This window comes from Moraxella sp. CTOTU48717 (genome assembly GCF_032057165.1).
GTDB lineage: Bacteria > Pseudomonadota > Gammaproteobacteria > Pseudomonadales > Moraxellaceae > Faucicola > Faucicola tetraodonis.
Window position 1 is genome coordinate 34,784 of sequence record NZ_DAMBBC010000002.1, and the last position, 13,911, is coordinate 48,694.

At 41.8% G+C, this 13,911-nt stretch carries 11 protein-coding genes and 1 pseudogene; 3 read left to right on the forward strand and 9 right to left on the reverse strand.

The genetic code is table 11. The features are described 5' to 3' along the window. Positions 1 to 22: 22 nt before the first annotated feature. The 7 genes and pseudogenes from hscA to RT084_RS01780 all read right to left on the reverse strand — a co-directional run bounded on the left by hscA (position 23) and on the right by RT084_RS01780 (position 6,467). Entirely contained in the window at positions 23 to 1,975 is a 1,953-nt protein-coding gene (hscA, locus tag RT084_RS01750; protein ID WP_312383560.1) for a Fe-S protein assembly chaperone HscA, read from the reverse strand. Between the two features lie 176 nt (positions 1,976 to 2,151). Next, complete coding sequence (locus RT084_RS01755; RefSeq protein WP_312383558.1) at positions 2,152 to 2,784, reverse strand: Fe-S protein assembly co-chaperone HscB; 633 nt, start codon at positions 2,782 to 2,784, stop codon at positions 2,152 to 2,154. Positions 2,785 to 2,837: 53 nt separating this feature from the next. Beyond that, the gene (gene iscA / locus RT084_RS01760) at positions 2,838 to 3,158 is read right to left on the reverse strand and encodes an iron-sulfur cluster assembly protein IscA (protein ID WP_065252641.1); all 321 of its coding nucleotides are present in this window, start codon (positions 3,156 to 3,158) and stop codon (positions 2,838 to 2,840) included. Positions 3,159 to 3,266: 108 nt separating this feature from the next. Further along, positions 3,267 to 3,650 (reverse strand): Fe-S cluster assembly scaffold IscU, encoded by a 384-nt coding sequence (gene iscU / locus RT084_RS01765; protein WP_050324430.1) that lies wholly within the window; start codon positions 3,648 to 3,650, stop codon positions 3,267 to 3,269. Between the two features lie 101 nt (positions 3,651 to 3,751). Next, entirely contained in the window at positions 3,752 to 4,969 is a 1,218-nt protein-coding gene (locus RT084_RS01770; RefSeq protein WP_312383557.1) for an IscS subfamily cysteine desulfurase, read from the reverse strand. Between the two features lie 179 nt (positions 4,970 to 5,148). Further along, positions 5,149 to 5,580 (reverse strand): annotated as a pseudogene (locus RT084_RS01775) (Rrf2 family transcriptional regulator); the annotation flags it as partial. A 224-nt stretch (positions 5,581 to 5,804) separates the two neighbouring features. Continuing rightward, complete coding sequence (locus RT084_RS01780) at positions 5,805 to 6,467, reverse strand: hypothetical protein (RefSeq protein WP_313097422.1); 663 nt, start codon at positions 6,465 to 6,467, stop codon at positions 5,805 to 5,807. A gap of 450 nt (positions 6,468 to 6,917) precedes the next feature. Between RT084_RS01780 and RT084_RS01785 the strand changes: the two genes are divergently transcribed. Beyond that, the gene (locus tag RT084_RS01785) at positions 6,918 to 7,190 is read left to right on the forward strand and encodes an HU family DNA-binding protein (protein ID WP_099808014.1); all 273 of its coding nucleotides are present in this window, start codon (positions 6,918 to 6,920) and stop codon (positions 7,188 to 7,190) included. Between the two features lie 170 nt (positions 7,191 to 7,360). Here RT084_RS01785 and RT084_RS01790 read toward each other — a convergent pair whose 3' ends face one another. Both RT084_RS01790 and RT084_RS01795 read right to left on the reverse strand, forming a co-directional pair. After that, positions 7,361 to 10,414, reverse strand: coding sequence for a LysM peptidoglycan-binding domain-containing protein (locus tag RT084_RS01790; protein WP_312383551.1), 3,054 nt, complete (start codon positions 10,412 to 10,414; stop codon positions 7,361 to 7,363). A 227-nt stretch (positions 10,415 to 10,641) separates the two neighbouring features. Beyond that, positions 10,642 to 11,151: a hypothetical protein gene (locus RT084_RS01795; protein ID WP_313097424.1), complete on the reverse strand. Its 510-nt coding sequence runs from the start codon at positions 11,149 to 11,151 to the stop codon at positions 10,642 to 10,644. A 346-nt stretch (positions 11,152 to 11,497) separates the two neighbouring features. On the opposite strand from RT084_RS01795, the gene yajC reads away from it, so the two are divergent. Further along, entirely contained in the window at positions 11,498 to 11,842 is a 345-nt protein-coding gene (gene yajC, locus RT084_RS01800; protein WP_081454568.1) for a preprotein translocase subunit YajC, read from the forward strand. A gap of 169 nt (positions 11,843 to 12,011) precedes the next feature. Continuing rightward, a complete protein-coding gene (gene secD, locus RT084_RS01805) occupies positions 12,012 to 13,907 on the forward strand; it encodes a protein translocase subunit SecD (RefSeq protein WP_312383548.1) in 1,896 nt (631 codons plus the stop codon). Positions 13,908 to 13,911 lie beyond the last annotated feature (4 nt).

Genomic DNA, 13,911 nt, shown 5'->3' on the forward strand with positions numbered 1-13,911 from the left:
TAATAGTCTTATGTATTCAAAATTAATTTGACCAATCCGCGGTTGAAGTGCCTTTCATGGTTTCATTGACCGCTTGGTTCATGATAAGTGCAGCAAAATCATCACTATGAACTTTTAGCTGCGCGCTCGCTGTTTCTAACTGGGCTTGTTCAGCACCATCAATTGCCTGTTGAACATCAGCCATCGAGGTTTGCAGCGTATTCTTCTGCTCATCGGTTAATAAAAAGCCAAATTCTGCAAGCGCAGATGCTAGCGCCAATAATTCTCGTTTTGCTTCTACCTGACTTTCAATCAAGCTACGCTGCAGTCGATCTTGCATGGCAAAATCAAAGCCTGCTTTGAGCAGTTTTTCCTGCTCATCTTCTGACAACCCGTAAGATGGCTTGACTTGAATTTGGCTTGCTTTGCCCGTTGTCAACTCTTTAGCCCAAACTGTTAACTGACCATTGGCATCAATTTGAAAAGTGACTTCGATACGCGCCAATCCTGCTTTCATCGCTGGAATATCAGTCAGTTTAAACTGTCCTAACGAGCGATTGTCAGCCACCGTATCGCGTTCACCTTGTACCACATGGATAATCATACCATTTTGGTTATCTTGATAGGTTGTAAATACCTGTTTACGGGTCACAGGAATGGGCGTGTTACGCGGAATAATCACTTCGGTGAGACCGCCCATGGTCTCAAGCCCCAAGGATAAAGGCGTGACATCAAGCAGCAACACCGTATTTTGCTGTTGTCCGATTAATTGGTCGGCATATTTGGCTGCGCCTAATGCGACGACTTCATCTGGATTGATGCGTGACAGTGGCGGCTGATTAAACGTTTCTGCTACGATTTGCTGAATCAATGGCATTCGTGTCGAACCACCTACCAATACCACTTCATCAAGCTGGGACGTCTCAAGTCCAGCATCACGTAGCACTTGCGCACACACCGCTAATGTACGGTCAGTGACAGGCTGGATAATTTGGCGAAGATTGCTTTGGGTTAACACAATGTCAAAAGCTTGACCGCTGATTGAAAGCTTGGCAGTCACTTGGTCTGTTTTTGACAACTGCTCTTTAAGCGTGCGAGCCTGTACGTTTAGCAGCTGTTTTTGATGGTTATCAATGGTTGATGGATTCAAGCCTGTTTGTTGAATCAGCCAATTAGCAATCAAGCGGTCAATATCATCGCCACCCAGTGCGCTATTACCGCCAGTTGCCAGCACCTCATACACACCGTGATTGAGCTTTAACACCGATACATCAAACGTGCCCCCACCCAAATCATAAATAAGATGATACGCTTCGTCTTGTGATTGGTTCAGCCCATACGCCATCGCAGCAGCCGTCGGCTCGTTTAATAAGCGAATCACATGAATGCCTGCCAATTTAGCCGCATCCTTAGTCGCTTGGCGCTGTGCTTCATCAAAATAAGCCGGCACCGTAATCACCGCCCCTACAATACTATTGTCAGGTAATGCCAATTTTGCCCGATCATACAGATGTTTTAACAAGATACTTGATATTTCAACAGGGTTTTTGGCACCTTGTGGGGTTTGGATACTTGGCATGACGTCGACATCACCGACTAATTCATAGGGATGATTGAACTTAATATCCTTGATGCTTCGTCCCATAAACCGTTTGACCGAGCGTACTGTGTAGCTTGGCGCTTGTTCTGCCATTGCTTCAGCATGACTACCTACCAAAGTTTCTGGATTACCATTGTCATCTAAACCAAAATACACCACCGAGGGTAAAAGCTTTTGGCAATCGCTACCTTTTACCTGAGTAGCAATTTGACTGTCGTCATTGGCGTTATTGTCACTGGATTGACACTCACTAACTTTATCACCAATCACTTGTGGCTCGCCTGAACGCACTACCGCTACCAGTGAGCGCGTGGTTCCTAAATCAATTCCTAAAGCAAAACGATGCGCATGGGGCTTGGCACTTTGATTGGGTTCAGCGATTTGTAATAACGACATAAATTGGACCAATTAAAAAATAGAAAAAATAATTTGAAAATAAAACCAGCTTAGTTTATATCTTTAGCTTAGTTTGTATCTTTATAGAAAGTCAAAACGGATGGTATTATAAATTAAAAACATGATAAACCAAATAAATTAACCAATGTTAGAAAGATTTACCCTTTAATCATGATTTACACATACAGATCATCATCATTATCAAAATTCTGCTGGGCTAATTCATCGGTGGTTTTTGCCACATCTGCTTGCAGTTTAACCAAAAACTGTAGTTTTTGAATAATATCTATCGCCTGTTTGGTTAAGGCATCAGCATTAACCTCACCTTCAGCTGGGTTATCAATTTTTTGATAAACTTCGTTAAAGGCAAGTTGATAATTATTTAGCCATTCGGTAAGTTTTTTGCTAAGTTGCGTAATACTTTGGCTATCAGCATCATCTAAATCGATGCGAAATGACATGGCATCGTCTAAAAAGTTCAAATCACGAATCGGCTGGTTAATAGATTGTGAAATGCCTTTGAGTGCCAACAAATGTGATGCGCGAGAATCAGGGTTTTTAAGCGTATTGTAGGCTTCATTAATAATCGCAGACGCTTGCTCAGGCTTTAGTGCGGATAATTTGGCGATTGATTCAGGCAAAAAACCATCGGTATTAGCAGATAGCGAAAGGTGTTGCTCAGCTACAGACGCATCAAGATTGTTATCAGGATGGAACTTAGATTGAAGTTGGCGAAGGGTCTGCTGAAGCTTGGCGATATCAATTTGATATTGTTGGGGTATATTCATCAACTCAAAATAATTAACCATTTTCAACTTCCCCTACCGAGCCATCACTATACTGACAAAAAAAATATTAAAAACTAAACGGTGAAAGATTCACCACAGCCACACTCACCTTTTTGGTTTGGATTACTAAATTTAAAGCCTTCATTGAGACCTTCTTTGACAAAATCCATTTTCAAACCATTAAGATAAACCAAGCTTTTTGGATCGACAAATACACTAACCCCGTTGCTTTCAAAACGTTGGTCGTTAGGGTCTGGCTCATCAACAAATTCCAGTACATACGCTAAACCGGAACAACCTGCGGTACGGATACCCACACGGATACCTTCGCCATGACCACGGTTTTGTAAAAAATCGCGTACATGTTGAGCTGCATCGTTTGATAATTCAATCACTTTACTACCCCATCTACTAATTTCAATCTTTAAGCGACTCACTTTAAGTAACTGAGCCAAAGTCTTATTGAGGATGAGTCAATAAGACTTTTAGAATCGCACAATCAATCAAGCATTGGCTTTAGATTTATAATCTTCAATCGCTGCTTTAATGGCGTCTTCTGCCAGCACTGAGCAGTGCACTTTAACCGGTGGCAAGGCTAGCTCCTCTGCGATATCTTTGTTTTTAATTGCGCTAGCTTCATCCAGGGTTTTGCCTTTAAGCCACTCTGTCACTAATGAGCTTGATGCAATGGCTGAACCACAACCATAGGTTTTAAAGCGCGCATCTTCAATGATACCGTTATCACCCACTTGGATTTGCAGGCGCATCACATCACCACACGCTGGGGCACCGACCATACCGGTACCGACATTTTTGGCATCTTTATCTAAGTTTCCCACATTTCGTGGATTCTCATAATGGTCAAGCACTTTATCACTGTAGGCCATTTCATTTTCCTTTTGGCTGGTTACGTCAAACGTAACTGACTAATCTTTACTTATTAATTCAATTGAATAAATTTTTAATGGAAATTAATTTTTAATTCAAATTAATGTTCATTCCATTCCACACTATTTAAATCAACGCCTTCTTTATACATATCCCAAAGCGGTGATAAAGCGCGTAATTTTTCAACCGCGGTTCGCATCTCAGCAACCGCATGGTCAACATCTTCTTCGGTGGTATAGCGACCCAAACTAAAACGAATTGAACTGTGAGCAAGCTCATCTGACAATCCAAGCGCGCGTAATACGTACGAAGGCTCAAGCGTCGCTGACGTACAAGCAGAACCCGATGACACGGCAAAATCTTTCAATGACATCATCAACGATTCGCCTTCTACAAAGTTAAAGCTGATGTTGACGATGTTTGGAATACTGTGATTCATGTCACCATTAAGATAAATTTCATCAAGCTCTTTTAAGCCATCCCAAAGGCGTTGACGCAGTTTTGTCAGTCTGGCTTCATCTTCTGCCATACGTTTGCCCGCAATGGCAAAGGCTTCACCCATTCCTACAATCTGATGCGTTGCCAAAGTACCTGAACGCATACCACGCTCATGACCACCACCTTGCATTTGAGATTTTAGACGCACACGTGGTTTGCGGCGAACATATAAAGCACCAATACCTTTAGGGCCATAAATTTTATGCCCAGAAAAACTCATCAAATCAACTTTTAATTCCTCTAAATCAATCGGAGTTTTACCAGCTGCCTGCGCCGCATCGACATGAAAAATAATACCTTTTTCACGTGTGATTTCACCAATTGCCGCGACATCTGTTAACGTGCCAAGTTCGTTGTTAACCATCATTAGGGTCACTAAAATAGTATCTTCACGAATAGCCTCTTTCACTTGGTCAACCGTGATCAGACCTGTCTTTGGCTGTGGGTCTAGATAAGTAATTTCAAAACCTTCTGTTTCTAATTCACGGCAGACGTCTAGCACAGCTTTATGTTCAATTTTACTGGTAATGATATGTTTACCTTTACCACTATAAAATTGCGCCGCCCCTTTAATCGCTAAATTGTCTGACTCAGTAGCCCCTGAAGTAAATACAATTTCACGTGGATCGGCGTTGATTAATTCTGCGATTTGCTCACGGGCAGTTTCAACCGCTTCCTCAGCTTGCCAACCAAACCCGTGCGAACGCGAGGCAGGATTACCAAACACGCCATCAAAGGTCATGTATTTCATCATCTTTTGGGCGACTTGCTCATCAATTGGTGTGGTCGCGGCATAATCTAAATAGACTAATTTATTCATGCTAACAAATTCTCCCCAGAATTTTGTTTTAAGGTTTTGCTGTTATCAGCTAATGAATGATTATTACTAATATTACTAACTTTAGTGGTGCTATGCTTTGCCCGTTGTAATACGGGTGCTTCTGTCATTGGGTTTGCCGCAGACTGATTTTTATCCTGCATGTCTTCAACCATCAAAATTTGACGCTCAGAAATTTCACGGATAATTTGACGATTAATAAGTGTATCTAGTGTCACGGTGGACAAATAGTTTTCAATTTGCTCAGACAATCCATTCCATAAATCATGGGTTAAACACATAGCGCCATCTTGGCAGTTGCCTTTGCCTTCGCAAGCTCTAGCATCCACCGACTCATCAACCGCTGAAATAATGGTCATAATCGAGATTTCATTGATGGGTTTGGCAATATGGTAACCGCCTGACGCACCGCGAGTGCTCACGACTAACCCTTTTTTACGCAGCTTTGAAAACAACTGCTCAAGATAAGAAATAGAAATCTCTTGACGTTTTGCGATATCAGACAATGACACAGCCAATTCATGTTTTTGCTCTTGCAATGCCAAATCTAGCAGCGCCGTCACTGCATAGCGTCCTCGGGTTGTCAATCGCATAGTAGCCCCACTTAAGTTAAAAATTTAAATCCGTTCAAGCACAGTAAGCTGTGAAAACACGTTTTATGGTTGGTATGGCTATTATATGAAAATCCGAGTCTTTTAGTCAAGATTAATTCTTACTAAAACACTCGGATTTATTTATTTCTCGGATTTATTTACTCAATGATAAGCGATTTTTTATCAAAGCAATTTTTTATCAAAGTAATATAGGAGAATGGGTGTTATTTTACTACCCAACCAATCGCGCAAATAACGAATAATACAAAAAATGCGATTGCCGCGCGTTTCATCCATTGATTTTTACTTTTTAATTCTACAATTTGTGCTTCAAGCGCTGTTTTTTGTAGATTTGCGGCGTTGACTTGGCTATTGAGTATCTCAACTTGTTGTTTGTAGTCAGCATCGGTTTTGATAGGCTTTTTGGTTTTTTGCTTGTCTTTATCGCCTTTGACTGCCTTTGTGATGACTTGTAATAGCTGATTGATACCAATTTGATGTAAAAAAGCCTTCACCTCTGCCATCTTTTGTGCTTCGCCGCGAATTTGTAGCTGCTCGATGGCTTTAGGCTGGTTGGTAAATAAATTCTGTGCAATTTGCCAAGTAAAGCCATTGATGGTCACATCGACCTGCTGAGAAGGCTGTAATTGGCTGTCTAGCAAAATACCATTAACCGTAAAGGTCATATAAAAAGTGACGCTTGGGACATAAGCATGAATACGAACGACAGTATTGGTCGTGGCTAAAGGATAAACAGTCTTACGAAGATCTGCATCAAAACGTAGCAACAGGGTCAGCAAGGTTTCAATAATCACTAATACCACATTGAGCGCTGTCGTGGCTATATTGCTTGGGGCATTGGTCGAAGTTTGAAAATTATCGTTCATTAAATTTCCACAAAATTAATCAAATATGGGTTTTGTAATTTGTCGATAGTGTAACTTCAAAAGGTTGTTAATAACATTAATTATTGTAAGTCTGGTATAAAACAATGCTAGTCGTTCAATATTCATATTGGCTGCTAATAAAAGCATAATGGCTAGATTGATTTCAGCCATTATGCTTTTATATAACAAGTTTTAGCGGTTTTTGTTGAAATAAAATGTTATCGTTTGGTGTGCCAACCGCTATATTTTGCAAAAACACGTTAATCAATGCTTAATTCCACAGAAATTATGCTTAAACTGCTTGTGAAGCCGTTGGAGTTTACTTATAATCGAATCATAATTACTTATGCAGCACTTGATACTTAAGGCTTTGAGCCTAATTAATTGCCAAGCGTGTGCTTTGTATATATAACGTTTATTTTCATCCCTAAAAATTTGAAGGATATTCTTATGAATAAGTCAGAATTAGTTGATAGCATTGCTAAAAAAAGTGGCCTTTCTAAAGCCCAATCAACTGAAGCATTAAATGCCTTTATCGCAACGATTGGCGAAGCAATGAAAGCTAATGATACCGTGTCATTAGTTGGCTTTGGTACGTTTAGTGTCAAAGAACGCCAAGCACGTACTGGCCGTAACCCACAAACTAAAGAAGAAATCCAAATCCCAGCAAGCAAAGTCCCAAGCTTTAAAGCAGGCAAAAGTTTAAAAGATATCGTTAACTAATTAACCCTTATCTCTTTATAGCTGAAAAAGCGTATTTTTAATTAAATACGCTTTTTTATTGCCTATTATTTCCTTGCTAAGTATAAAAACTAAACTATAAAAACCGGGCAAAAACTTAAGTAAAAAACCACTATTTTTACACAGTGGTTTTTTATTTTATAAACTATAACCTATCTTGGCACCGTAATGGTTTGACCTACTTTTAGCGACGCTGTTGGTGACAAGTTATTTAAACTAGCCAATTCTTTAGGGCTGATGCCAAAGCGTCCTGCCAAAGAAATTAAGCCTTCGCCTGCTTTGACTTTATAGGTTGTTGTGGTTTTCGGAATTTTGATGTTTTGACCAATCAACAACGACTCATTACCTTTTAAGTTATTTAAAGCGGCAAGCTCACTTTTAGAAACGCCATATTTTGCACTCAAGTTTGTCAGACTATCACCTGATTTTACTTGATAGCCTTGTGCATCACCATGACTATATTTACTTACTGGGTTTAACGCTAGCTTGTTATCATCCTCTGATTGGGCGTCTTTGGCTGCTTTGGTCTCTTTTTTTGTTTCTTTTTTGCTCTCGGGTTTTGCAGAGTCGCGTTTGACGGTAGGTTCGCGGGTCGCTGTCACACTAGCCACCGTACCCAATCCTGCTTGAGGAATAACCAGTTTTTGCCCTTGAATTAAGTTGGCTGTGGGTTTTAGATAATTGGCTTTCGCCAAGTCTGCTACCGTTAAATCAAAGTTATTGGCGACACTACCTAAACTATCACCTGGGCGTACTGTGTAGTTAATCGATTTGCCAGCTAGCGCATATTTGACCTTTTCAACTGTGACAGGCACGATGATGACTTGTCCTTTTTGCACACGATAATTGGTGTTAAAACCGTTGACATCAGCAATGTCTTTGGGCGATACGGATAATCGATCAGCGATACCCGACAAGGTATCACCCGTCTGAACCGTATAACGACTGGATACCGGTTGCACTTCAGCTCTAGCAGGGGCAGGCTTTTGCGCTACTGGCTGTGCCACTGGCGGCTTTGGCATTTTGTCTGAAATTAACCACAAGTTTTGGTTGGTACGCACTTGATAAGTTACTGGTAAATTATTGAATTTTGCTAACTCACCGACATTTAGATCAAACTTGTCAGCGATGCCTGTCAAGGTATCCCCCGCTTGCACGATATAGCTATTGGCTTTACGTTTTGGCGCTTCTGCTACTTTGGGTTCGATAGGCTTGGCGTTGTATAAGTAAAGTGTTGAACCTGCTAGCAAGGCGGCATTTGGGTCAATTTGGTTCCATTCAGCGATATCTCGCCAATTCACACCCATACGACTGGCGATATTTGCCAAGGTGTCGCCAGCTTTGACTTGATAGATGCTGCGTGTGCCGCTCGGACGTTTTTTGGCAGCCGGCTTGCTAACCGTGACAGCATTGCTTTCACTGGCGGTATTGGATTTGCTCGTGGTCACTTGCGCCGTGTTTGGTGCTTTACCATTTAAGCTCGACGCTTGGGTAATTTTGACCTCTTTTGGCAACACCACTGGCGGCTCTTCGTAACTGAGTTTTTTGGTTTCGCCTTTGGCTTCTAATATAGCTTGCTGGGTCTGGATGGCATTGAGCTTGATATTACCATCTGTAGGGTTAATCGCTTGCTCTACTTGGGGTGCGGTTTTTTCGATTTCTTTAGCAATCAAGTTACGCTCTTGATTGGATAAAGGTGGTTCTTGCACCACGGTGTTGTTGGCAGTAACAACGGCTGAAGTGGTTGGTAATGTATTGGTAGACTGCATTTCAGCGGTCACTATTTTTTGCTCAGTGGCGGTAATCGGTGGTTCTTTGATTACTGTATTGCGGCTTTGGATGCTTGGTGTACTAGGAATGGGGGCGATATAAGTCGTGGTTTGGTTTTTAACCATACTAGTTGCCATCGCCGCCAAATCGCTGCTAGACGATGGCAAATTAACTGTTTCTTTTTTGCTATAGGCTTGTTTGGCGGCACTGAGTGAATCACCCTGACTTGTGGTGGTAGTTCGGGTTTGGTTGCCAGAGTTTGTGGTCGGTGTGTTATAAGTCGGTGTAACAGTTTTAGGCGTGACATAGCTATTGTTTGCCAAATAACCTTGCTGACTCATATAACCATTACCGCGTAATTGGGTGATTTTACGGTCAATTGATTCATTGAGATCATTAGGAATCAGAATACGGCTTGGGCCTGACATATCTACCGTACCTGCAATCAACGCAGGATTTAGGGCACGCAGTTCTTCATAGCTTACGCCTGTCAAACTACTAATCTCATACAAGCTCACGCCAACATTGGCAGGGACACTTCTAAAATGCTGACGGTTCGCAATTGCGGGTAAATACACATTGTAGGTACTCGGATTTTTGACGATTTGCGCCACAGCCAAAAATCGAGGGACATAGTTCATCGTTTCAGTGGGTAGTTTGAGCGACCAATAATCCGTTGGTAACCCGCGCGCTGCATTGTAATTAATCGCGGATTGGACACGGCCTGGACCGGCATTGTAGGATGCCAATGCCAACTCCCAACTCCCAAATTGGTTATACAAGGCGGTCAAAAAGTCATAAGCGGCACGGGTTGACTCAATCACATCACGGCGACCATCAAAGGTGCTGGTTTGATTTAACCCATAAATACGGCCTGTACTTGGAATAAACTGCCATAACCCTGCAGCAGACGCGTTACTATTGGCATTGGGGTCATAAGAGCTTTCAATGACAGGCAATAATGCCAGTTCCGTTGGAATATTGCGACGTTCAGCTTCGCGCACTGTGTAGTATAAATAGCGGCTAGCACGCGCTGTTAATCGGTTTAGATAGTCTTGGCGGCTAATAAACCAACTTTTTTGCGCTTCAATACGCGGATCGTACACATTGGAGTTCATACGAAAATTGACGCGCAGTCTATCCCACAGATTACCATAGCGCTGAACCAACAAAGCGTTATTCTCTACCATGGTCATGTCGGTGGCTTCAAGCAGGCCTTCCAGTTCATCCAAACTATCCATATCCAGTAGCGCTGCATTTTCTTGCGCGCTACGCACCGTGCTTTTGCTGTGACTGGATGATCCAATCATGGGTTTACCCGCTGGACTGGTAGTACTGGTTGGCGCACTGCTACAGGCTGCCAAAATAATAGAAGAAATAGCTAAACTTAACGGTTTGATAGTTTTTTTTGATGAATGGCTTATCGAAAGCAACATGATAATTCCTAGCTCTTTTTTGCAATTTAGATGTAGGACATATACCCATCTCATAGCGTAAAGCTATGAACGAATATAAGCTAAAATTTGACATTATAAATAAAAAAACGGCTGTGATTTCAAGCCAGTGAAATTAAATATTGGCTGAAATTATACTAGAATCCATAAAAAAAGTGGCACAAAACTTTTGCACCACCCTGTTTAACACCACTTTTAATACCACTAACTTAGTGCTTTTCAATTACAAGCTGGCTAATCGCCCTAGACAATAACACCGAATTACCGCTTTCAGCAAAGGTAATACGTGAAGTTGTTACTAAACGTGTCGTCACGTTATTTTCGACGATGACTTCTGTTGTTATCGCATCTGCTTTGGCACGGTTACCGCTAATTACCACATTGTTTAATTGGATATCATAGCCATATCGCGTTGCTTTTGACCAGTTGTTTTGCAGCAGGTTTAGATAATTGCTTTTATTTAAAGTGGTGGTTTTTCCTTTACGCGACACGGATATCAAGGCATCATCTGCCACTAGGCTTGCAACGCGCGAAATACTTTTGGCATTTGCTGCAGCCGCCATTGCAGTACCGTAATTGTCGATATCACGCTGGGTGATTTCAGCGTTTGCCAGCGTTGGGACGGTTAACGAAGTCGCGATGACTAGACCTAGCCATAGTTTTGACTTTACTTGCTTTCGGATTTTATCAATCGGTTGAAAATTTAACGTGATACTCATGAGATTTTCCTTCAATTGGTAACACCCAATTGTTTGACCCTAAAAGAAATAATTTGTTACAACTAAGCATAGCATAACCATTAACTTTATTGTTACGTCATTGTTAATTATCAAGCATAAAATAGTGAATAACCCCGATAAAAATTTTTGAACTTATTATCCAAAACTATCCAAAATCGCTAGATCGCCAAATCAATCATCGTTTTTACAGCGCTGAATTATTTCAGCAAACAAGGGTTAATCATTTATTAATTTGGCTAAATCGGTTATCATTACAGGTTGTTTTTATCACCATTTTATGACTAAATCTCAATTTAAGGGTATTTTAACTATGCTACTTACCGCTATTTTAGCATTTATCCAATCTGCCCATGCGGAAGGTGCGGCGGCAGCGCCTACTGGAACGGGTGCTTCCACCATTATGCAAATGCTATTGCCATTGGCTTTTTTTGCTATTTTTTATTTTATTATTATCCGACCACAAAGCCGTCGTAACAAAGAGCATCGTCAAATGATTGATGCCATTAAAGAAGGCAATGAAGTGGTATTTGCCGGTGGCTTGATGGGAAAAATCAAAAAACTTCAAGGTGAATATGCGGTTGTTGCATTAAATACTACCCAAGAGGTGATGGTGCAACGAGCCTCAATCATTTCGGTATTGCCTGTAGGTACCATTGATAGTCTTAAATAATTGCTGATGCAGCTCACCTGTCAGGTTGGCGACCTAGCATTCTGTTAAGTTGCCAACTGGCTATTATGATATTGTACTGCCTTGTTGATCGCGGTTAATAGCCCTACGGTTAATAAACCTAGTAGAACAACTAGTTACCTAAAAAAATCAAGTTTAAGAAGTCAAGATTATGCACTACCCTGCTTGGAAATACTTTTTAATCGGCATTGTGCTGCTACTGAGCACCCTGTATGCCCTACCAAACCTTTATCCAGACAAGCCCGCCGTTCAAATCACGGGGGCTTCCGCTAGTACCACATTGACCAATGATGTGCTAAAGCAAGCGGAAACCATCCTAAATGCCGCCAATATTCCAACCAAAAACAACAGTTTTGATGGTAAATCAGCTTTGTTAAAAATTGGTGATGAGTCGACTGAAACGCAGCTTAAAGCGCAACAAGTGCTAAAAGAAAAGCTTGGCGACAATTACGTGGTGGCACTAAACTTGGCACAAACCACGCCAGCATGGCTACGTAATATTGGCGGCAATCCTATTAAATTAGGCTTGGACTTGCGGGGTGGTGTACGGTTTGTACTAGAAGTCGATATGAGCAAAACCGTCTCTCAGCGTTTGGAAAACCTAACCCGAGATATCCGTACAGAGCTACGCAACCAAAAAATTGCCGTGACCAATTTACAAGCAGGGCAAAATAATCTGACGTTAAACTTTGTCGATAATGCCGCGCGTGATCAAGCCATTAATGTGTTACGTAGTCGCTTTGGGACAAATTACGAATTACAACCGCTCATCAATGCGGGGGGTCCAGCGATTAACATGACCTTGACCCAGTCGACGATTTCACAAATATCTCAAGATGCGGTCACCCAAAACTTGACGACTTTACGAAACCGTATTAATGAGCTAGGCGTGGCTGAAGCCGTGGTGCAATCCCAAGGTGCCAACCGTATTGTGGTGGAATTACCCGGGGTACAAGATACCGCAGAAGCCAAACGGGTCATTGGTCGTACTGCCAATCTAGAATTTCGTATGGTGTCTGACCAAAACAATACTTTCCAAGCCAATCCATCTGGGGTATTGCCTGCAGGCACTGAAGCCTATTCATTTGGTGAAGTCGATAGCCCACAAAAAACCTTATTGGAACGTCAAGCTGTGGTCACCGGTCGAAATGTACAAGACGCCCAAGCAGGGATGGATCAAAACGGTCGCCCTCAAGTGAATATCACACTGGATAACGCAGGTGGTCGTTTGATGCAAAATACCACAGCAAAATCAGTGGGCAAACAAATGGCTGTGCTGTTTATTGAAAATAAGCAGCGTATCACCTTCCAGCCAGACCCAGTGACGCGTCAAAATAAAGAAGTAAGGACACCTTACGCAGAAAGCCACATTATCAATCAAGCGACCATTCAAGGCGTCTTTGGCTCAACTTTCCAAATCACGGGCTTAGATAGTAATGCAGAAGCCTCAGAGCTGGCTTTGTTACTTCGTGCAGGTGCACTAGCGGCGCCCATGTATTTTGTTGAAGAACGTACTATTGGTCCATCATTGGGACAAGATAACATCCAAAAAGGTATGTTCTCTACCCAAGTCGGCTACTTACTCGTGTTCTTATTTATGATTATTTTTTATCGTTTATTTGGTTTGATTGCCAATATTGCGTTAATTTTTAACTTAATGATGATTTTAGCCATCATGTCATTGATTGGTTCTGCGCTAACCCTGCCGGGTATCGCAGGTATCGTGTTAACCATCGGGATGGCGGTGGATGCCAACGTGCTGATATTTGAACGCATCCGCGAAGAGCTTGCCAACGGCGCCAGACCAAAATCTGCGATTGTGGCAGGTTTTAACCGCGCATTTACCAGTATTTTTGATGCACAGCTGACTACCTTGATTGTCGCATTTATTTTATTTGCGATTGGTACAGGTCCGATTAAAGGTTTTGCTGTCACCTTAGCCATTGGTATTGCCAGCTCTATCTTCACCTCAGTGACCGTCACGCGTGCACTGGTACAGTTAGCTTATGGCTACCGCAAAACTGTCAAACGCCTAAGTATTGGTTAAGGAG